The sequence below is a fragment of the Shewanella hanedai genome (genome assembly GCF_007197645.1).
GTDB lineage: Bacteria > Pseudomonadota > Gammaproteobacteria > Enterobacterales > Shewanellaceae > Shewanella > Shewanella hanedai.
Map to the genome: position 1 here is coordinate 44,032 of NZ_VKGK01000029.1, position 21,902 is coordinate 65,933.

21 protein-coding genes are annotated in these 21,902 nt (G+C 43.0%); 8 read left to right on the forward strand and 13 right to left on the reverse strand.

Annotated features, from left to right (window positions below; genetic code table 11):
- Positions 1-45 precede the first annotated feature (45 nt).
- From rlmM to FN961_RS19610, 4 genes are all read right to left on the reverse strand, one after another.
- Positions 46-1,125, reverse strand: a complete 1,080-nt coding sequence (gene rlmM / locus FN961_RS19595) for a 23S rRNA (cytidine(2498)-2'-O)-methyltransferase RlmM (RefSeq protein WP_144041871.1) — start codon at positions 1,123-1,125, stop codon at positions 46-48.
- A 117-nt stretch (positions 1,126-1,242) separates the two neighbouring features.
- Positions 1,243-1,632, reverse strand: a complete 390-nt coding sequence (locus tag FN961_RS19600; protein WP_144041872.1) for a DUF423 domain-containing protein — start codon at positions 1,630-1,632, stop codon at positions 1,243-1,245.
- Positions 1,625-2,299, reverse strand: a complete 675-nt coding sequence (locus FN961_RS19605) for an alpha/beta fold hydrolase (protein ID WP_144041873.1) — start codon at positions 2,297-2,299, stop codon at positions 1,625-1,627. The genes FN961_RS19600 and FN961_RS19605 overlap by 8 nt, the downstream gene beginning before the upstream one ends.
- Entirely contained in the window at positions 2,280-3,191 is a 912-nt protein-coding gene (locus FN961_RS19610; protein ID WP_144041874.1) for a transcriptional regulator GcvA, read from the reverse strand. Before FN961_RS19610 ends, FN961_RS19605 begins: the two co-directional genes overlap by 20 nt.
- Positions 3,192-3,373: 182 nt before the next feature.
- Here FN961_RS19610 and FN961_RS19615 point away from each other — a divergent pair, with 182 nt between their 5' ends.
- Entirely contained in the window at positions 3,374-3,601 is a 228-nt protein-coding gene (locus tag FN961_RS19615; protein ID WP_144041875.1) for a hypothetical protein, read from the forward strand.
- Between the two features lie 355 nt (positions 3,602-3,956).
- Here the strand turns inward: FN961_RS19615 and thiI are convergent, their stop codons facing one another.
- The 3 genes from thiI to pomA form a co-directional block, all read right to left on the reverse strand.
- Entirely contained in the window at positions 3,957-5,411 is a 1,455-nt protein-coding gene (gene thiI, locus FN961_RS19620) for a tRNA uracil 4-sulfurtransferase ThiI (RefSeq protein WP_144041876.1), read from the reverse strand.
- A 174-nt stretch (positions 5,412-5,585) separates the two neighbouring features.
- The gene (locus FN961_RS19625) at positions 5,586-6,548 is read right to left on the reverse strand and encodes a flagellar motor protein MotB (protein ID WP_144041877.1); all 963 of its coding nucleotides are present in this window, start codon (positions 6,546-6,548) and stop codon (positions 5,586-5,588) included.
- Between the two features lie 4 nt (positions 6,549-6,552).
- On the reverse strand, positions 6,553-7,320 hold the full coding sequence (gene pomA, locus FN961_RS19630) for a flagellar motor protein PomA (protein WP_144041878.1): 768 nt from the start codon (positions 7,318-7,320) through the stop codon (positions 6,553-6,555).
- 554 nt (positions 7,321-7,874) lie between these two features.
- Between pomA and xseB the strand changes: the two genes are divergently transcribed.
- Genes xseB through dxs form a run of 3 tightly spaced genes read left to right on the forward strand, consistent with a single transcriptional unit; the run spans position 7,875 to position 10,882 of the window.
- Positions 7,875-8,114 (forward strand): exodeoxyribonuclease VII small subunit, encoded by a 240-nt coding sequence (xseB, locus tag FN961_RS19635; RefSeq protein ID WP_144041879.1) that lies wholly within the window; start codon positions 7,875-7,877, stop codon positions 8,112-8,114.
- Positions 8,115-8,996 (forward strand): (2E,6E)-farnesyl diphosphate synthase, encoded by an 882-nt coding sequence (gene ispA, locus FN961_RS19640; RefSeq protein WP_144041880.1) that lies wholly within the window; start codon positions 8,115-8,117, stop codon positions 8,994-8,996.
- A gap of 20 nt (positions 8,997-9,016) precedes the next feature.
- Positions 9,017-10,882, forward strand: coding sequence for a 1-deoxy-D-xylulose-5-phosphate synthase (gene dxs, locus FN961_RS19645; protein ID WP_144041881.1), 1,866 nt, complete (start codon positions 9,017-9,019; stop codon positions 10,880-10,882).
- A 137-nt stretch (positions 10,883-11,019) separates the two neighbouring features.
- Here dxs and grpE read toward each other — a convergent pair whose 3' ends face one another.
- Complete coding sequence (gene grpE / locus FN961_RS19650) at positions 11,020-11,637, reverse strand: nucleotide exchange factor GrpE (protein ID WP_144041882.1); 618 nt, start codon at positions 11,635-11,637, stop codon at positions 11,020-11,022.
- A 92-nt stretch (positions 11,638-11,729) separates the two neighbouring features.
- On the opposite strand from grpE, the gene nadK reads away from it, so the two are divergent.
- Complete coding sequence (gene nadK, locus FN961_RS19655; RefSeq protein ID WP_144041883.1) at positions 11,730-12,608, forward strand: NAD(+) kinase; 879 nt, start codon at positions 11,730-11,732, stop codon at positions 12,606-12,608.
- A 316-nt stretch (positions 12,609-12,924) separates the two neighbouring features.
- Here the strand turns inward: nadK and FN961_RS19660 are convergent, their stop codons facing one another.
- The 4 genes from FN961_RS19660 to FN961_RS19675 form a co-directional block, all read right to left on the reverse strand.
- Positions 12,925-14,025 carry an energy transducer TonB gene (locus tag FN961_RS19660; protein ID WP_144041884.1) on the reverse strand — a complete coding sequence of 367 codons (1,101 nt, stop codon included), beginning with the start codon at positions 14,023-14,025 and terminating at the stop codon, positions 12,925-12,927.
- A gap of 361 nt (positions 14,026-14,386) precedes the next feature.
- On the reverse strand, positions 14,387-15,478 hold the full coding sequence (locus tag FN961_RS19665; RefSeq protein ID WP_144041885.1) for a TonB family protein: 1,092 nt from the start codon (positions 15,476-15,478) through the stop codon (positions 14,387-14,389).
- An 88-nt stretch (positions 15,479-15,566) separates the two neighbouring features.
- A complete protein-coding gene (locus FN961_RS19670) occupies positions 15,567-16,931 on the reverse strand; it encodes an MATE family efflux transporter (RefSeq protein WP_144041886.1) in 1,365 nt (454 codons plus the stop codon).
- A 65-nt stretch (positions 16,932-16,996) separates the two neighbouring features.
- The gene (locus tag FN961_RS19675; RefSeq protein ID WP_144041887.1) at positions 16,997-18,052 is read right to left on the reverse strand and encodes a CobW family GTP-binding protein; all 1,056 of its coding nucleotides are present in this window, start codon (positions 18,050-18,052) and stop codon (positions 16,997-16,999) included.
- Between the two features lie 293 nt (positions 18,053-18,345).
- On the opposite strand from FN961_RS19675, the gene FN961_RS19680 reads away from it, so the two are divergent.
- From FN961_RS19680 to FN961_RS19690, 3 genes are all read left to right on the forward strand, one after another.
- Positions 18,346-19,740, forward strand: a complete 1,395-nt coding sequence (locus FN961_RS19680; RefSeq protein WP_144041888.1) for an endonuclease/exonuclease/phosphatase family protein — start codon at positions 18,346-18,348, stop codon at positions 19,738-19,740.
- A gap of 229 nt (positions 19,741-19,969) precedes the next feature.
- Complete coding sequence (locus FN961_RS19685) at positions 19,970-20,383, forward strand: hypothetical protein (RefSeq protein ID WP_144041889.1); 414 nt, start codon at positions 19,970-19,972, stop codon at positions 20,381-20,383.
- Positions 20,383-21,066, forward strand: coding sequence for an RES family NAD+ phosphorylase (locus tag FN961_RS19690; RefSeq protein WP_144041890.1), 684 nt, complete (start codon positions 20,383-20,385; stop codon positions 21,064-21,066). The genes FN961_RS19685 and FN961_RS19690 overlap by 1 nt, the downstream gene beginning before the upstream one ends.
- On the opposite strand, the gene FN961_RS19695 is transcribed toward FN961_RS19690, so the two are convergent.
- A complete protein-coding gene (locus FN961_RS19695; RefSeq protein ID WP_144041891.1) occupies positions 21,031-21,342 on the reverse strand; it encodes a hypothetical protein in 312 nt (103 codons plus the stop codon). The two genes, FN961_RS19690 and FN961_RS19695, sit on opposite strands and share 36 nt — an antisense overlap.
- Positions 21,343-21,902 lie beyond the last annotated feature (560 nt).

The window sequence follows — 21,902 nt, forward strand, 5'->3', positions numbered from 1 at the left end:
ATGCTTTCGTATAGGGCCTTTTTTTTATTCAGTTGTCTTGTCGTATTAAGCTTGAGTTGGGTTCAGACTCAAGTAAACAGTCACTTCATCGCGATCATGATAAAGGTGCTTACATTTTATTGAGAAGTTCTTTATTTCATTCTCATTCAGCACGGTTGCCATCGTCTCTAGCATCGTCGTCACATCTTGATAGCGGCTTTTCATCGGCAGTTTAAGGTTAAACATCGCCTCTTTAAACCAGCCATTAATGGCCCATGCTTCAATCAGCTCCGCAACTCGCGATGGCTTTTCAATCATGTCACACACTAACCAATAGATATTCTTACGTGGTGGTTCGAAACGGAAACCATCGGCCTGATAATGTTTAACCTGTCCGGTCTCCATTAAACCTTCATCCATCGCGCCATTATCAACGGCGGCGACAAACATACCACGGCGAACCAACTGATATGTCCAACCGCCAGGGCAAGCACCTAAGTCAACGGCATTCATGCCACTGCTTAATCTCAGTTCATGCTCTTCTTCTGGAATGAAATGGATAAACGCTTCATCAAGTTTCAATGTTGAACGACTTGGTGCATCGCTGGCCATTTTCAGTCTTGGGATCCCCATTGGATAAGGCGAACTGTTGTTGCTAAAAGAAAAGCCAACATAAGCCGTACCCGACGCAATAAAGCAAACATGGATAATCGGACGACTATCACTCTCTTTTCTGAGTAAGTTACCCGCGCTCTTCAATTTCTGTCTTAACGGAACAGTGAACTTACGACAAAAAGCTGTGCGCTCTTTTGCTTCATTAGTATCGGGCGTTTCAACTCTTAACTCACCAGCATTTCTGACATCTGATAACGCTTCCATGATTGGCGTGATCCGATCGTTTTCAGGTAGGTTTTTCAGCAACTCTTTAGCAGCAAACATCTGTCTCGCAAAAATAAGCGAATCCAATTTAATTTTTTGCGCCAAGATAGTTGCATCACCAGCGTTAAAACACTGGAAAATTACATAGCCATCTTTCTTATTGGTTTTAACAAAACCACCAATATTGAGTTCTGCAGTGCGGTGTTGTATTTCAGCTGCACACTCTTTTTCATAGCCTGATCGGCAATATAAAAATAGGTTGATCATTGGAATTCCTGAAGCGAGCCAAAAGGCATATAACGCCTAAAATAACGGCCATCAAATCGATAATGGCCGCTATTCTACACTTAATGAGTGGTGAATACGATTTAAACAAGCTAAGCCTTAATCGTTGAGTTCAACCACTCTATTACGCCACACGGTAAGCGCAATCAACAACCAAGCAACTAAGAAACACACCCCACCTATTGGTGTGATTGGCCCGGTCCATTTAGCACCAAGTAAGGCGTAAACATATAAAGAACCAGAGAATAGTATAATCCCCGCGATAAACAGGTAACCCGCCCAATCGAGTAAACGAGAGCTAAACCAGTGACCCGCAAATGCAACCGCGATAAGTGCGAACGTATGATAAAACTGATACTCCACCCCTAAATTGAAGATGGCGATCATTTCCGGTGATGCTACATTTTTTAATCCATGGGCACCAAATGCGCCCAACGCCACAGAGATAAATCCACTTAATGCCGCCAACAACAGAAAACCTTTACGCATCTAGCCCCCTAATAAAACCAATACAGTAAGAAATAGCAGCGTCTAGATTAGCCTCTTCGGTCGTGCCTGACGACTTCCTCGGTACAAAACTATGATCCCCATCGGTTAACCAATGTCGCTGAGTCTTTTGCATCACTGGCCAACTTTCTACCAGCTCCTTACCGCCAAACTTATCTCGCTCTCCTTGGATCACACACAAAGGTGCCTGACACAATTCGATAGGGGCGAGTCTTGGCTCTCCGCCTTTTAATGGGATAAAGGGGTAGCCTAAACAGATGACACCATCAACGGCTGTTTGCTCAGCCACAATAGCCGCCATACGTCCACCCATTGATTTGCCCATCAACACGATACGCTTAGGGGCATATTCGGCCTTAATCGCTTCGATATGCAGATTAAAGTCTTTGAGTAATTTAGGTGCTCTGTCTGGAGGACGTCTTTTGCCATCGATTGCATTGGCGCGCATATAAGGCAAATTGAAACGGATAACACCAATGCCAGCGAGACTTAACCCTTTTGCCATCTTATTCATAAACTCAGACGACATGTTTGCGCCAGCGCCATGAGTAAAAATAACCAGCGTCTCCCCCACTTCACCGTCTATGATGCAACGGCTCTCGATCAAGTCTTGTGCTTCTAAGGAATCTTTAACCAGGAAGTAGCTCACTGCGCGACTCCTCCTCAAACATATCTAACATCCACTCTCTAAATGCGGCGATTTTACCGATATCTGAATGGTTTTGCTGACACACTAGGTAGTAAGCATCTTTACTGACTAACACTTCAGGGAAAGGACAGACGAGTCGCCCCGCTTTAATATCAGGTCTAGCAAGTACGCTATAACCTAATGCCACTCCTTGACCATGAGCAGCAGCCTGGAGCACTAACGAGGAATGACTGAAGATTGGGCCGTGGTTCACATTAATATCATTAATCCCACATTGTCGAAACCAAGCCTGCCAATCGTGTCGTCCCATATCATGTAATAAGGTGTGATATTTCAGATCACTGGGCTTCTCAAGTGGCTTAGGCCCACTGAGTAACATGGGTGAACAAACAGGAATTAACACCTCGTTTTTCAATTTATCCGCTCTTAAGCCTGACCAATTTCCCTGCCCATAATAGATGGCAACATCCACATCGTCAGACAGTGAACCACCTTCATCATCAACGGCTTTAATACGCACGTCAATATCAGGGTTCTTTTCACTAAACTTAGCTAATCTAGGTACTAACCACTGAATAGCAAAGCTAGGTGAAGTGCTGACTGTCAGTGAACCTATCGCACTTCTGGCTAACAATCGGTCTGTCGCTTCAGCTAATTGAACAAACAGATCTTTAATATCTAAAAAGTAGCTTTGTCCCTCTTCAGTGAGTAGAAGAGAACGGTTCTTTCGACGAAATAATTTTAAACCGAGATACTCCTCTAACGCCTTAATCTGATGACTGACGGCAGCTTGAGTAACGAACAACTCTTCAGCTGCCCGAGTAAAGCTGAGGTGCCTTGCTGCCGCTTCGAAAGCTTTTACTGAATTTAAGGGCGGTAAGCGTCTAGCCATAGTGATCCCGATCTCATATTTTAATTAGTTTTTCTAATCCTTATTGTTACATTTTATCGTTTGTAAAGGGAAGGCTTTTTGGTTAAATTTTGCGCCAACGAAATGACTATAGTTAGACAGCCTCTACGACGTAAATGGGGAGTGTCTGACAGCCCAAAATATCCGCCTGGAGGCGACTATACATGCTAAATCTTAAAACTGTTTTTGTTCTTGCATTCCTTTCAACTGCAACAAGCGTACAAGCTGATGAATCTACTATCGATATGACAGATCTTCATACAACAATTAGCGCACAACTCTCTGAAGGAATGGAAGTAATGCAACAAGACCTCACCGAAGATCTTAATGCACTTTTACACAGTGAAGATAAAGCTGAGACTGCAGAGGTAACGGTATTACGCGCTGAGTAATACCACCCTCAGAGAGAGATAACCAAACACCTAAAGCCGCGTTGCATGTTATGCCGCGGCTTTTTTGTGTCTGGAACACTTATGTCAATTTCCCATATTCATTTCCCTGCTACTCTGCATTTTTACGATATTCACTCCATTACTGAAAGGCCAAAAAAAGAAATAGGCTTTGTATTTGGCATTTCCTGTAGAACCTGATGTTAATTTATTGTGTGAAAACTCGAAAATATCCCTACCAGCAAAATAATCCCAAACAAGATCAACAGACATAAAAAAGCCGCAGCGATAGTCATATCGATGCGGCAATTCCAGCAACCCCTCTCACTATTAAAGCGAATGAGTTTCTAGCTTAATCTTAAGGACGATAAACTTTTACGTTCTCATAGCCCTGTTCTTGAAGATAAAGCGCCTGTAGCTTGCTCATGACCCCTCTATCACAGTAAAGCAGGTAAGTTTTACTCTTATCCAGATCAGCAAACTGAGTGGCGAGTCTAAAGAAGGGGATCGTCTTAACTTCTACACCTGAAATATTTAAAGGCGACTGCTCCTCTTCTTCAGGCGCACGAACATCGATAATCACTTCACCCGCGTTGATACCATCAACGGTTTCAGTCGCCGTGATTTTCGTCTCCATACTGGTCGCGATTTCTTTGATGTCGATCATAACGGCAGCTTCAACAACACGGTCAATAAGATCTTCTGAGAACTTAAGCTCTTCAGCTTCAATCTTTGATAATACTGCTTTTACTGTTGGACGCTGCGAGATCACACCACAATATTCAGGGATTGTTTTAGACAGATCTTCGGTCCCTATCTTACGACTGATATTGATAATATCTTGCTTATCCATGGCGATCAGTGGACGTAAAATCAGATGGTCAGTACAACGATCGATGACATTAAGATTGGTTAAGGTTTGACTTGAAACCTGCCCCATCGCTTCACCGGTGACCAATGCTTCAACGCCCATTCTTCTTGCTATTTTAGCGGCTGCACGCATCATCATACGCTTGAGGATCACTCCCATCTGGCCGTTATCTATTTTCTCTAAGATCTCGGTTACAACAGGATCGAAAGGCACAGAGATAAACTTAACCTTATGAGACTCACCATATTTCTGCCATAGATGATAAGCCACTTGCTTAACGCCTATCTCATGCTGGTCGCCACCTAAGTTAAAGAAGCAGTAATGGGTACGCGAACCACGTTTGATAAACTGATAGCTTGATACACCAGAATCGAATCCGCCTGAAATAAGCGACAATACATCCTCTTGGGTAGCCATTGGATAGCCGCCTAAGCCAGGAATACGCTTATCAACCAGATAAAGTTTGTCTTTATCTATCTCCAGGTTAATGGTCATATCTGGATTTTTCAATCTAACCCCAGCAGCCTCGGTGAACTGATTTAATCCTCCACCAACATAACGCTCAACTTCGATTGATTTAAAGTCATGATTACCCACTCGTTTAACACGAACACAGAAGGTTTTACCTGCGAGTTCATCTTTATAAACAGCTAAGGTTTGCTGGTAAATATCATCAACAGACTCAAAGGTACTTTCACTCACTTGAAGTATATGAACAATACCAGGAATACACGCTAATCTTTCTGCGAAAGCCTCGATTAAATCCAGTCTATCGTCCGGCACCAGTACCATGATTTTATCCCATTCACGCTTAACTTTAGCCGTTTCATCGACTTTTTTAAGCACGTTACGGATATTGGTTTCAAGCATCTTGGTAAAACGCATTCTTACCGGTTTGCTTTTCATCATGATTTCAGGGAACAATTTTACGATAAATTTCATCAGGTTTTCCGAGGGAGCTAAGGTCTTAAAAAATATTGGCCGCATTATACCAAGATCGTTAGAAGAATGCTTATCTAGATATAAGAGCACGTATTGTGACTTAATCGCCCTAAAAAGAAAAAAGCGCTAAGAGATATCTCTTAACGCCTTATTTGATGAGTTAAACGGAGTAAATTAAGGGCCGACCGTTATCTCATCAGACTCTATCGCCTTTCCTTGTTCAATGGCGATCTCAACTCTACGATTACGAGCGCGATTACTGCTGGTGTCATTACCAACAAGAGGATCAGTATTGGCCATTCCGACCACTTTCATCCTCCCTGCATTGAACCCTTTCACCTTGATCAGCTCATGGGCAACTGCAACGGCTCGCTTACTGGAAAGATCCCAGTTTGAACTATACAACTCATTGTTAATGTTCATATCATCAGTGTAACCAGACACAGTAATGATACCGGGAACATCTTTCAGTAACTCACCTACACGGCGAATAACCGGCTTAAACCTTGGTTGCAAGAACCCTGAACCCGATGAGAAAGCCCCCTTCTCACGGATACGAATAATAATCTGCTGACCTAATGACTCTATCTCAATCGCCCCGTCGACAATCTCAGTATTAAGCTCTTGGGCCATTTTCTTAACTTGTTCATTGATGTTGTCTTGCGCTGCCGCTTCGGCATCTGACGACTCTTTGGCTTGTGCCTCGGATTCAGCCTTAGACTCAGCAACTGACTGCTCTTGAGCTGCCGCGGCAGCTTCACCACCACGTTGCTGCCCTTGCTGTTGCTGCATACCGCCAGAGCTATCATCTTCACCCGCTTGATACTCAATAACGGGCTCAGTTATCTCGCTGGTTTGCTGATTAATCGTCTCTATTGGAGTTGGCTCAGGGCGACCAGGCCTAAACTCTAGAGCGATCACCGATGTACCTTTAGGGATATCTTTAACTTCGACTTTATTCTGAACACCAAACGCATACTTCATCGAACCGGCGATCTGTTTAAACTTTTGCACATCCATTTCAGAAAATGAAAGCAGCAATACAAAAAAGCACATCAGCAGCGACATAAGATCAGCAAAGGTCGCCAACCAAAGTGGAGCTCCGGGCGGTGGACAATTACACTTTGGTTTAGCCATGGGGCTACTCCCCGTCCGTTGTATCTACTTGTCGTTGCTTCTCAGAGATGTAATTCTTTAAAAATCCTTCAATCACACGAGGATTCTGACCATCTTGGATCGCCAACACTGCGTCCATAATCAGGTTACGATTCATCATCTCTTCGCTCATTCTAAGCCCTAACTTACCTGCAATAGGTATCGCGACCATGTTAGCCACCATTGCACCATACAGTGTGGTTAACAATGCAATGGCCATTGCAGGACCAATCGACTTAGGATCGTCCATGTTCGATAGCATTCCCACCAAGCCAACTAATGTGCCAATCATGCCCATTGCTGGTGCTACATCACCGATAGTTGAAAAGATGCTAATACCGACTTTATGGCGCTCCTCGGTCAATGCGATATCTTTTTCAAGTGCATCACGTACCACATCGCCGTCATGGCCATCCACTAACATATCAACGGCTTTTTGCATAAAACTATTGGTTATTTCAGCCTCTTCAAGCGCCAAAAAACCGCCTTTACGAGCCGCATCTGCCATCGTTACAGACTGCTCTATCAGCTCTTCAGGCTTATCGATTTTAAAAATAAAGGCTTTAGCGGCAATTTTAACTGAACCAAGAAATTGCTTCAGGTTATATTTCATCATAACCACGAAAAAGGAACCACATATAACAATCAGTACAGACGCTGCATCGATAAAAATACCGATACCACCACTCGTTGCCATTGCACCGAGAATGAATCCGAATGCACCAATGAGTCCTATCAGGGTAGCTAAATCCACAACTGCTCCTCAAATGAAACTAGCTTCGGCTCAAAATGTCCAAAACTGTAAAATGCGCGACGGCAATAAAACTAAAAATTCTTTTATAACCTTAACTTTATAACAAAGATAGAGATAAACCCATCATGAGCAGCAAATGTTATATCTAAACTCTACAAAATGTAGGGTTCAATATGCAAAAAAAGACAGTGCATCCATTGACCATAGATAAATATGAGCACTATTCTATCTTTCTCTGTCCATCAGCTTATTTATCTAAATCCATCCAGTCATTATTCTATATTTATTGTCACCAACGAAAAATCCATAAATGGCCTTGTTCGATAACCGAACATCAATGACGTTAAGGTTAAACAAACACCATTACGGTAAATCACTTTTCAATGTCTACTCTCAATTATCGGACAGCTTACACGCAAGTTTAGCTACAAATTCAAATTTTTATAAAAAAATCACAATAAAGCGTGCTGCTGGGCAAATTTAGCGCAGCGCAATTTGACCACTGCCGCTGGCTACGATACCGTGTGTCACGCTAATTTCAAGGAAACGTTATCATGGCAAAAAAACCTGAAAATCTCACTTTTGAAGAATCCCTTTGTGAACTCGAACGCATTGTTTCAGAACTTGAACAAGGCGACGTTTCCTTAGATGATGCATTAAAACAGTTTGAACGCGGTATTAAACTCGTTCGTACTAGCCAAAGTAAGTTGGAGCAAGCCCAACAGAAAGTCGCTATTTTGATGACTGACAATGAAAATGACTCGCTAACCCCCTTTGCACCCGAGGTAGAATAAGTGCTCGCTCAAGCCATCACTCAATACCAGCTGCGCGTCGACAATCAACTAACACAAGTCATCGATGCTCAAATCGTAACTGACGATAAACTGCAAGCCGCCATGAAACATGGAGTTTTATTCGGTGGCAAACGTATTCGTCCCTTTCTTGTCTACGCCATTGGCGAAATGCTTAATGTGCCATTAGAAAGACTTGATGCCTGTGCGGCCGCAATTGAATGCATACACGCTTACTCTTTGATCCATGACGATCTGCCCGCCATGGATGATGATGCTCTGCGTCGTGGGCAGCCCACTGTACATATCGCTTTTGATGAAGCGACGGCCATATTGGCCGGAGATGCGCTGCAAGCGTTAGCTTTTGACATATTAAGTCAACCCATTGATGGACTGACTCCTACACAAAATCTAGCGATGATCAGTTCACTCGCTAAAGCATCGGGTTACTCAGGGATGTGTGGTGGCCAAGCCATGGATCTTAACGCAACCGATAAGCAGATTGATTTAACCACCCTGACAAAACTACACAAACTAAAAACAGGGGCTTTAATCCGCTGCGCAGTTGAACTGCCAATGATCGCTGCTAACCTTCCTATTGAAGAACAGACACAGCTCATTACATTCGCTGAAGCAATTGGTTTGGCGTTTCAGGTACAAGATGATGTTATTGATATCATTTCCAGTACCGAAGAACTGGGTAAACCACAAGGCTCAGACAGTGATTCCAACAAGAGTACATACCCGAAACTGCTTGGATTGGCTGGTGCACAAGCGACCGCCAAAAGTTTGATACAGGATGCTCTATCAGCGCTGACAAATTTACCATACAATAGTCAGCTAATTGCCGAATTCGCCCGTTTTATCATTGAGCGAAGAGTATAATCAAGAGACCAATTATCTCGATGAGTTTGGATATTTCTCAATACCCTGTGCTTGCACAGGCTAATACCCCTGACGAGCTAAGACAGCTCCCTCAAGCCGTGCTACCACAATTAGCCGATGAGCTTAGAGGTTTCCTTTTGAAGTCAGTAGGTAAGTCTAGTGGTCATTTCGCCTCTGGACTCGGCACAGTGGAACTCACTGTGGCGCTTCACTACGTCTATAACACACCGTTCGATCGCTTAATTTGGGATGTAGGCCATCAAGCTTACCCTCATAAAATATTAACGGGTCGACGTGACAAGATGCACACCATACGTCAAAAAGGCGGGATCCATCCCTTCCCTTGGCGTGAAGAGAGCGAATACGACACCTTTAGTGTGGGACATTCAGGCACCTCAATCAGTGCAGCCCTTGCAATGGCCGTTGCTGCTGAGAGAGAAAACGCGGGACGTAAAGTTGTCGCGGTGATCGGCGATGGCGCCATGACAGGTGGTATGGTGTTTGAGGCCATGAACCATGCTGGCGATCTGCATAATGATATGCTGGTTGTACTCAACGATAATGAGATGTCTATCTCTGAAAATGTGGGTGCCCTCAATAATCATTTAGCTCAGCTGATGTCAGGACGTTTTTATACCACGATCCGTGAAAGCAGCAAAAAAGTGCTTAAAGGCATGCCTGTCATCAAAGAGATGGCTAAGCGTACCGAAGAACATTTAAAAGGCATGGTTGTTCCTGGCACCATGTTTGAAGAGCTAGGCTTTAACTATATTGGCCCTATCGATGGCCACGATGTCGATGCGCTCGTAGAAACCATGCGCAATATGCGTAACTTATCCGGTCCTCAAATTTTACATATCATGACCAAGAAAGGTCGTGGCTATGAGCCTGCGGAAAAAGATCCAATTGGTTGGCATGCCGTGCCTAAATTTGACCCATCGACTTTTGAAAAGCCAGCGTCTAAACCCAGTAACCCAACCTTCTCTCAAGTGTTCGGTAAATGGCTTTGTGATGTGGCAGAGAAAGATGACAAGGTATTAGGGATCACTCCTGCAATGCGCGAAGGTTCAGGTATGGTTGAGTTCTCTCAACGTTTTCCTAAACAGTACTTCGATGCTGCCATTGCGGAACAACATGCCGTCACCTTATCAGCTGGTTTCGCCTGTGAAGGCTTAAAGCCTGTTGTCGCTATTTACTCTACCTTTCTGCAACGCGGATACGATCAAATGATCCACGATGTCGCTTTGCAGAAACTGCCGGTACTCTTTGCTATCGACCGTGGTGGCATAGTTGGCGCTGATGGTCCGACTCACCAAGGTGCTTTCGATCTCAGCTTTATGCGTACTGTGCCGAACATGATCATCATGACACCTTCCGATGAAAATGAGTGTCGACAGATGCTCTATACCGGTTACTGTTATAACGATGGCCCTACCGCAGTGCGCTACCCAAGAGGCAGCGCCACTGGTGAACCGCAAATCGAAGAGATGACAGCCCTGCCGATTGGCAAAGGTCTGATTAAGCGCCAAGGTAAAAAAGTCGCCATTCTCAACTTTGGCACTTTGTTAGCCAGCGTATTAACAGCCGCTGAAACGTTGGATGCTACTGTCGCCGATATGCGATTTGTGAAGCCTCTCGATGTTAAGCTTATTCAAGAATTAGCTCAGTCTCACGATGTCTTAGTCACCGTTGAAGAGAATGCGATTATGGGCGGTGCAGGTTCTGGTGTGCTTGAGCTATTACAGCAACTGAAACTGCCAATGCCAGTGCTTCAATTAGGCTTGCCTGATGAGTTTATTAAGCACGGTGATTCAAATGAGATTATTGCTGAGTTAAAACTGGACGCTGCGGGTATTCTTGAACAGATAGAAGATTATTTAGCTTAACAGTGACTTGAAGTTTCAGCTTGATAAATAACTGAAGCTGATAATATTAAAACAATAGTTCACCCCCACTGAGTGCACGACGAATACAAAAAAGGACTGCAATTGCAGTCCTTTTTTATTAGGTCATCACAACACAATTACGCTTGTGTATCGACGGCCGAACCACCTTGAGAAACCATCACCATTGCAGGGCGAAGTAGGCGATCATTCAAAATATAGCCTTTCTGCATTACCATCATGACAGTATTTGCAGGAAACTCTGGGCTTGGTTGCATGCCGATAGCTTGATGATGTTCAGGATTAAAAGCTTCACCTTGTGGGTTAACCTCTTTAAGTCCAAACTTATCAACCGTGCAGACAAAGCTCTTCAATGTTAGCTCAACACCTTCGTAGATAGCCTTGCTAGCTTCAGCTTCTGCATCGGTACCATGAAGCGCACGCTCCATGTTATCAATCACAGGTAAAAGCTCATTGGCAAACTTTTCCAATGCGAATTTATGTGCTTTTTCAACATCTTGAACTGCACGGCGACGAATGTTCGCCTCTGAAGCTGCTGCACGAGTCACAGAATCTTTCTGCTCTTCGATTTTTGCATTTGCTTCAACAAGAGCCTGCTCTAACTCTTCAACACGGAAATTCGCCTGAGTCAGCTCATCCATTAAACTAGCACCATCGCTACCAGTTTCAGTTAGGATTTCACCTTCTACGGCTTCATCGACTTGGTTCTCTTTTGCATTACTCGGATCGTTGCTCATTCTAACTCCGCTAAAAATACTTTGTTTCTTCGTGCTCTGAGGATAATATGGGGATCACATTCAAGGTTTCAAGCCCTAGCACTAAGATAAATATGCCTAAAGCTTTTCAAACTATCGGTCTCATTGGTAAGCCAAATCACCATGGTACCAACCTCACCCTAAAACGATTACACCATTGGTTAAAAATGCAGGGATTCGAGATCTTAGTTGAAGAACGAGTCGCGGCAGAAATGGGACCTAATTGCCAATCCGTGGATCTATTAGAACTGGGGGAAAAGTGTGATTTAGCTATCGTCGTCGGTGGTGATGGTAACATGCTTGGCGCAGCAAGAGTCCTCGCCCGTTTCGATATTGGCGTCATCGGTGTTAACCGTGGCAATCTAGGTTTTTTAACTGATCTGCCACCAGATACATTTGAGGAGGCTTTAGGGGAAGTACTCGAAGGAAAGTTTGAAACAGAATTTCGCTTCCTACTCGAAACCCAAGTTCATCGACATGGCAATATGAAGTCCAGTAACACAGCGGTTAATGAAGCTGTCCTACACCCGGGCAAAGTTGCACATATGATTGAGTTTGAAGTCTATATTGACGATAACTTCATGTACTCACAGCGCGCCGATGGCATGATTGTCTCGACACCTACAGGTTCAACGGCTTACTCATTATCCGCTGGCGGAGCCATTTTAACACCAAATCTTGAAGCACTCATTTTAGTCCCTATGTTTCCACATACACTGTCGAGTCGACCTATCGTGGTCGATGCGGCAAGTATCATCAAATTGGTGGTATCACCCGATAATGGTGACAATCTAGAAGTCAGCTGTGACGGCCATGTGATGTTACCTGTACTACCTGGCGATGAGATCATTATCAAACGCAGCCATGAGCGTTTGAGACTCATTCATCCCAAAGGGCACAACTACTTTCATGTATTAAGAAACAAATTAGGTTGGGGCAGTAAGCTGTTTTAATTATCTCAAAAATATATACAAAAAGGCCTCATGGGTTCTACTCGTATCGTAGTCTCATGAGGCCTTGTCCATTTATAAAGTTATCTAACCTGAACTCGGGATAGAGAGTGTCAGGATAGTTTCATATATCAATTTAAAGCAGCATTTTAATCACCGCTCTTAATTCTCATATACCAAACTGTCTTGCTTGGTGCCGAGATTATTGTCTATTTCAAGGCGGAGGTTTGTACGTAATAGCTGGCTATTACTAGAAAGCCCAACACAGATAGGGGCAATAATAGCGGTACTAGGCGGCACGGCTTATCCCGAGTTCAGGTTATCTAGATTTTGCCATCGTGTAATCCAACTGTACCGTGCTTGGTGCCGCGACAGATTTACCATTAACAAACTTAGGCGCATATCGCCATTTTTGTATCACTTTAAGAGATTCAGTCTCGAAACGACTTCCTCCTTTAGAGTCGATAATTTTAGGGTCTGTGACGAAACCACTTTCATCAATAGTAAACGAGAGTTGAACCCAACCTTCTTTCCCCTTTCTTGCATATGACTTAGGGTAATTGGGGGAATGGCGGTAGAGCGGCACCTGCTCTTGATCACCTAACCAAGGACGCATACTGCCGATAGCGATACAGTGTTGAGTCGATTTACTACTCTCCCCTTCACGTTCATACAAATCGACAAGGTAAGCATGGGCCCTAAGCTCATAAGGATGATTATAATCCAGCACCGAAAACTGTTTTACCACCTCTTCTAACAGAAGAATGGTTTCTTCAGTGTTTTTCTTTTCTACAAAATTAATTGAAGCTACAGTAAAAGCTGACGTGACTCTTTTCAATGCACCTTCAGGTAGTTCATCTTTATATATGTCATGAGCTTCAAACATAAAATCTCGTACAGTGCGGTTATATTGATCAGTTCTATTTAAATGATCGAATGTAGCTTCCAGCATATCCGCATGAACCAATTTATTATCAGCCTCTTCGGTTAATTCAAGCGCTTCATAAAAAAAAGCCTTAGCTTTTTTAGCACTCGAGCTTGTTTGAGCAGCACCAACAAGTGGATCAATCAGCTCAATAGCTTCATTACCAAATTCAACTCTGTAACTGGCTAAAACCTCAAGGTAAAGATTATTGGCTTGTACATGTTGCTCCGCAATATCAGCCAGCTCTCCGGCATAATTAAACGCTAAATTCGCAAGGTTTATACTGCCCTTATCAAACTTAGCTTGCCCTAATCTATAGGTTTGCTCTGCAAGTTTACGCGCTTGTTCATCATCATTATCAGTAACAGCTTGAAGATATGCAGAGTAACTATCAGAAAACTCAGAGGCCGAAACAGGCAAGCTGCTGACACTAATAAGAGTCAAACCTAAGGTTGTTGCAAAAATTTGGCGACGCAAACGAAACCGAAACTTCATAAATATCCTTATCTACCGCTGATGAGTACCCGCAAGTCACACATCATAATCTGTACATAAATAAAACAACTTACCCTAAAGTTCCCACTTAATAAACCAGCGATTTAGAGACTCGCTTTAATGCAAATCCCATCCCATCCCAGCATAGTATTGATAGTCTCAGTTACTAAGGTGACCCTAAAGGTGACTTTTAAGGTTTATAACACTTGGGCTTATTGTCCAGTCCCAAAATCAAAATAGATATGGATTGAATCTCGAAGGCTTTTAAATGCTCAAAAATATATACAAAAAGGCCTCATGGGTTCTACTCGTATCGTAGTCTCATGAGGCTTTATTAATCTATCAACTTATCTCTTCTAGCCTAAGATTTTGCCAAAGTGTAATCCAACTGTACCTTACTTGGCGTAGCAACGGCTTTACCGTCGACAAATTTAGGGGCAAACCGCCAGCGCTTTATTGCCCTAAGAGATTCTTTCTCGAAACCACTGCCGCCCTCTGACATTACAATTTTAGGCTCTGTGACAAAACCAGACTCGTCGATAATAAAGGAGATCTGCACCATTCCCTCTCTTCCAGCTCTTGCGGCACTGATAGGATATTCAGGGGGTAAACGAAAAAGTGGAACTTGTTCTTGGCTATCTAACCAAGGGCGCATACTGCCGATTGCAATGCAATGTTGAGTAGACTTATCACTCTGCCCTTTTCTCTCATAAAGCTCAACTAGTTGCGCATGAGATGCTAATTCATAAGGGTGGCTATAATCCAACACGGAAAACTGATCCACCACTTTATTCAGCAACTCAATAGCCTGTGAGTTTTGTTTTTTAGATTTACGGATCATCCCTACAGTATAAGTAGCCTTAACACGTACTAGCGCATCTTCAGGTAGCTCTTCTTCATAAATGTCAAAAGCTCTTATGGCATATTTTTGAATTGTTCGATTATAAACCGGAGTGTGAGAAAGGTTATCAAATGCCGCCATTAAGGTGTTGGCAAGTAACATCTGATTATCAGTATCTTCGGCGATATCGATGGCATCATTAAAATACTCTCTAGCCAATTTAGGCTTTGTAGCGGTATCCGCAGCACCTAAAAGTGGATCAATAAGCTCAACAGCATCATCATCAAAATTCGCCTGATAGATCGTTAAGGCTTCGGTATAGGCTTTAAATGCTTCAGCTTTCTTTCCATTTATCTCTAAAACACTCCCCATATTCATGGCAAGGTTTCCTATATCTATGCTCCCTTTTGGATATAGGCTTTTCCCTAACTGATAGGCTTGCTCAGCATGTTTCAGTGCATCGGTATAATTTTTATCACTTACCGCAGCCTGATAAGCTGAGTAACTATCTGAAAACTCGGAAGCTGAAACTGAAAGGCTAAAGGAACTAGCAAGCGCTAATCCTAGGGTTGTTGCAAGAAACTGACGACGTAATCCAAACTGAAACTTCATAAATGTCCTTATTTATACTCAATGGGTATGAACACGTTACATATCACATACAATACAGTAACTTAAGACTCTACACTAAAAGTCCCATTTAATAAACAAGCTGTTTCGAGACTCGCTTTAACGCGAATCCCATCCAGATAATGAGCATGCTGCTACAGCAAGCTAAAGATATCCATATGCCTGTCGTACCAAAGACCCAAGCAAATAGATAGATAAGCAAAGCGATGAGTAATAATTTGGCACCGGTTAGAATAGATGCTTCTTTAGAATAATTTATCGCTTGGAAAAAGCTCGCACCAACGAGTAATAACCCCTCCATTGGTAGCCCCCAGAAATAGAGTCCCATTCCCTCAATCGCATAAGGGGTCAACTCTGGATTATCACCAGCAAAAAGATACACCACCCATTGTGGCTTGGTGTAAATGAATAACAGACCAATCGCCGCTGTCGTTAAGGTGATACCAAAGGCAATCTTTAACGTCTTGAACACCCGGTCATACCGTCCCGCCCCGGCATTAAAACTAAAGATAGGTTGGGTACCGAAGGCTATCCCTTCAAAAATCAGATAAAAGAATGCTTCTGTGTAACTCACCACACTATATGCAGCCACATGGATCGGTGAGCCTACCCATAAAAAGGCGATGTTATGTAAGGTGAGCACAATGGAGAGATAGAGGTTCATCAAGAAACTCGGCAGACCTGTTTTAAGAATATTAAAACAGTGGTCGACCTCTAATTTCATCTGCTGAACATTGATCCTTAGACGTGTCTTATCGGTGAAAAAATGCCATAAACACAATCCACCCGTCACGGCTTGAGACATCATGGTGGCAATCGCCGCCCCCACAAGCTCAAAAGGAAACACCACGATAAATAACCAGTCGAGCACAATGTTTAGGCAGCCACCTAGAATCAATACCCCGGTAACAAAACCAGGACGACCATCATTTCTTAATAGCGCAGTGAATGCGACCGAGATAATAGGAAAGTAGCCGAGTGCAAAATACCAAAACAGATAGTCATCAGCGCTGTCTAGCACAGCCCCTTCAGCACCCAAAAGTTGCAATATATCTCGAGAAAAGTAACTGCCGAAAACAGCAAAAAGTGCACCAGTGATTAGACACAGGCTAAAAGTATTACCGAGGATTTTTCTTGCCTTGGTTATCTCTCCTTGACCCAAATAGATTGAGACAAGCGCTGCACCGCCCATTCCCAACAGCGCGCCCACAGCATATAGCAAGGCTCCGACAGGATAAGCCAGCATCATGCCTGCTAAGCCTGTTTCCCCAAGATAATGGCCAACAAACATGCCATCAATCGTGACATAAATGCCAGTAACCAACATAGACAGTATGGTCGGCACCGTATAACGCCACAGAAGCTTATGTATTGGGTCATTAACCAAAGCAAAATCTTGACTTGATACCTCTTGATTCAATGCCTCTGAGTTCATTCACTATTTACCGTATGAAAAGTTACCAAATATAGAACAAGGTTCTAAAAATTTATCGCAAAATATCAAAATTTGATTCGCTTAGATATAGCAAAAAGTTGATGTGCTAACTCATCGATGGTCAGTGGCAATAAACTGATGATTTCAAACCTTGAATCCATCGCATCATCGAGCTCCATCACACTCATTTCACCATCAATCACGTTAATCCCTGCAATACCTTCATCGGTAATAAGCACGGCTTTAATCCGAGTCACCTCTAAGGATTTTATAAGCTCAATTACCTCATCAAAACGAAACTCATAACTGAGATCGAATACCCAACCACAAGCGTAAAAACCTTCACCACTGTTTTGTTTGGTTAATACCCCTCGCTCATCAAATCCGCTATCGTTTTCAACAGATTCGATATCAAAAACACTGACAGAACGCGGGCTCAATAGGCTCGTTTTCGGTGAAGAGATTTGCCTTGGTACCTTTCCAGCTCTGTCGAGTAAACTCAATAGTGCTGCAGGTAAGCTCATCTCTAAACTCGGTAATAGACTTAACGACAAATAGCTTTTCTGTTCTGAATCAGCCTCGCCAACGCTTGCATCAACATAAGCGGTTAAATCTGAATACTCATGACCAGAATAGAGATCGGATTTAGTCGCCAATATGATATCGGCGACAGCAAGTTGCTGATTAAAAATGTCATGGGTGCGATAGCGTTCATCGGAGATTTTTCTCGCGTCAACCAAGCACACGGTAGATTTAAGAGCGATGACATGTTGATAGTGAGGCTGACTTAACAGCTTAATCACCTCTTTGGGGTGCCCTAACCCCGTAGGCTCAATCAATAATCTGTCAGGCTTTGCTTTAGCGATAAGTTGATTAACGGCTACTTGCATAGGCACACTCGCCGCACAACATAAACATCCGCCCGCAACTTCACGGATCTCAATACTTTCACCACCACCTGATAACAAGGCGCCATCAATACCAATTTCACCAAACTCATTGACTAAAACAGCCCAAGTCTCCCCCTCTGGTTTACTGGCTAATAACTGCTTAATGAAGGTCGTTTTACCCACACCCAAAAAGCCAGTGATCACATTGGTAGGAATTGGTTTTAGTATCATGATTAATCTCAGGTGACATGAAAGACCCGACAGTGTAGGTGGAAACCTGACAAGTCTCAATCTCTAGTCCTTTAACAGTAAGCACAAATAAAACCCAAACATAACACCCAGGGATCATTTACATCACAATAGCGTAAAGAGTGTAAATTTTTGCGTAAAAAGTCCGCATCCAGTCTCAAAACTCACGTTGCTTTATAGTAAGCGAATTGACACCTGTATAGAATCCTTTCGAAGCTCATATAAATGAGCTCAAGATAATAATTATTACTAATAAAAATATGATGGGTCATAAAATGAAACTACTTAAAACCGCAGCTGCGGCTGCTATATCGATAGCGTTATTGTCAGGATGCAATGACGACACAACCATTATCAACCCTGTTGAACCAACACCTGATGCAACCAATGTTCGCTTCAGCACATACAACCTCTCTTTCGACCGCTCAACGTTTGAAGAGCTTGTTAAAGAGATGCAAATTACGGCTCCTGAGCAAGAAGTATTAATGCAAGGTTGGTTTGATGAAACCTTAACTGATGCAGAACTTAAAGTGGCTGAAAAGGTTATCCAGATCCGTAACGTGGCAGCCATTATTCAAACTGAGCGTCCAGCAGTATTGATGATGGGTGAGTTTAACAACGACGGTATCGCTGAGAACCAAGATGCTATCAAAGGTTTCCGCTTAAACTACCTTGCCGTACCTCAAAATGGTTTAGGAACAACATCTGATGAAAAGAAGATGCTTAAGCCTATTCAATTCGCTTACGCTGAAAACTTCTCGACTAATACAGGTCTATTAAGTGACTTCGATCTAGACAGAGATGGAAAAGTTGCACTGCCTGGCGATGCATGGGGCTTTGGCTTCTATCATGGTCAATACGCATTTGGCCTGTTATCTCAATACCCAATTGATACAGATAACATCCGTACTTTCCAAAACTTTAAATGGAAAGATATGCCGGGTGAAGTCAATCCCACTATCACTAACTGTGATGATGAGAAAAATCCAATTCCAGACGGAATGAAGTGTGGCGACGAGTGGTACTCAGCTGAAGCATGGGCAGAAAAGCCGCTTTCATCTAAAAACCATGTCGATGCACCTATTCTAATCCCAACCGCCACTGGCGAGAAAGTGGTTCATCTACTGCTATCACATCCAACTCCGCCAGTATTCGACACAGTGACTGAAAATAATAAGTTACTGAATCGTGCTGAAATCGACTTCTGGAATGATTATGTTGCTGGTGAAGACTATATCTATGACGACGCAGGCAAAAAAGGCGGCTTAGGTTTAGACGATTCGTTTGTTGTTATGGGCGATCTTAACGCCGATCCTGAAAATGGTGACGGCTTCCTTGATGCCATTCAAGATCTAATGAACCATAACCGCGTAAACACATTGGCCACAGACGGTGTCTACGCACCTAGCAGCTTCGGCTCTACGGAGTGTTATGCATTAGGCTTCTGTAAAGAGAACACCTTCCCTGAGCGAGTGACCAGTACTTTTGGTCTTCGTGTTGACCATGCCATTCCATCAAATGACCTTAACATCATCGATTCTGGTGTTTTCTGGCCTGCCACTTTCGAAGAAGGCCATATGTTGATGAATGATAAGCGCGTGGGTAAATGGGGTAACGGCAAAGATATCTCTTCTGACCACCGCTTAGTCTGGATTGAAGCCGAGCTTTAATCTCAGATAAATCGAAGTTAATAAAAGTAAGGGAGCCAATTGGCTCCCTTACTTTTAAAAATAAAGATAAACTCGCCGATACCAGCAATAGCCTACCTCTACTTTTACTTTCCCGCTCATCAAAAACATCGACATAGCAGTAAAATCTCCACCCAACACAAGGTCCAACTCTGGACTTTATTTACTTAAAGGTCTATTATTGAATCAGTCAATGATGAGAGGACCAATCATGTCTAACGCTAACGTTCAACATCAACACGTTGATATTAACTCCGCCCACACATCTAAAGTGGGTTTTAACGCTGCAGTAACCATACTTCAACACTGGGGATGCAAGACAGAGGCAATAACGAATATTCTAAGGGTTAACCGCTCATCATACTTTGCCTATAAATCAGGAAAAAAAGCCTTCGTGTTGGATAAAGATCAACTGACACGAATTAGCTATATTCTCAATATTCATGCCGCCTTGAGACAATTTTTTACCAACTCAGAAAACATCTATGGCTACATGAACATGGTCAATAATAACCCCTACTTCGAAGGCCGAAAGCCCCTTGAAATAATCGCAGCCGGTGATTTCGGTGCATTACACGAAGTCTATCATCGAGTTGATCACTTACGCAGTGGTGGATGGTCATAGTGAGTTCAACATTAACAAGTCAAAAGACCTATCGTCTGGTTAACACAAGATTTCCAGCAATCGACATCTTTGACGACTGTGCCAATGTCGATGAATTCGAGGTTTTGTACGCGATACAGAGCTTAACAAACCCAAGATTACAGAATGAAATCGGTGATCTTACGCTGTTGAATCACGACCAAATTCCATTTGGTATTAATGGCTGCTCCTATGCCACAGCTTCTTTTACCCACATAAATAGAGACGGTAGTCGGTTCTCTAATGGCGATTTTGGGGTTTTATATCTAGCTGACACCATGGAAACCGCTATCGCAGAAACCCGATATCATGTCCAAAAGATGTTATCCCTTATCGAAGGACTGCATTTTGACATGATAGTGATGAAAGGTTTGTCTTGTACCATCAGCGGCGAGTTAATCGATATTAGAGCCAACACAATTGCAGAGATGCAAGCTACCGATATTTATCATCATAGTGATTACAGTGCATCGCAGAATTTAGGCTTTAAAAACCGTAAACAAAGAGTTGAAGGATTGCACTACACCAGTGTGCGAAATCCAATGTCTTGTTGTTACGCCCTGTTTACCCCTAAAAGAGTTGAAGAGATCATTCAATCTACACATTACGAATATGTGTGGGACGGTAAATCAGTAGAGGTAAGAGGCATAACAGCAATTTGGTAAACTTGTCGGATAACAAGTTTCAAATATCTTTTTAGGAATTGGTTTCATTGAGCTGGTTTGGTACTTGTGTGTTTTACTAATACCATAGCTAAATTGGTATTTATTGCTTGCAGCAGGTGCTGTGCAGGGATGCACCAATGTCGCAGTGGCAGGATGCCAAAGAGCGACCTGATGTGCAGATACTCCAGTGAGACGGTGAATAGAAACGTTAAGTTTCTGAGCTAATGAACGAGAGACAAGGATGTCGAACTGGCCTTTAGATAGGATATCATTCAAGTACAGTCCCTGTAGCCTCTACGACAGCATCTGACCTATATGGATATAGGAAATGCCTGAAAATGTAGGGAACATTTTTGGCCATGCCACCAACGCCCTCACCCGCATCTACACCTGAGTGTTTATCTCTTCGATTTAGGCTTTGTCGTTATTACTCATTTCTAGACAAAAGCTTGCTGACTTGCCTGATAGCAAGTTTCAAATATCTTCTTAGTTGGGCTCATTTGGCAGAATTCATATTTGGTTATTCCCTGATAAGCATACCTTTGTTGATATCTATTGCTTGCAGCATCCCTAATGTGTAAATACTTCTATGACACGGCGCAAGTATATCCCTATAGCCTCTACGACAGCGTCCATGCTGTCAAAGGTCATAGCCGCATTCACACCTGATTCTTTATCTCTTCGATTTAGGTTCTTCTAGTAGCTAGCTCATTTTTGTCGGATAGGCGGCACTTGTTACCAAGTACCGCCCTCCTAAGAACCGTACATGCAACTTTCACTGCATACGGCTCAAGCCTCCACTAAGGCGTATTCTGTTACCCAGCACCCTATATTGC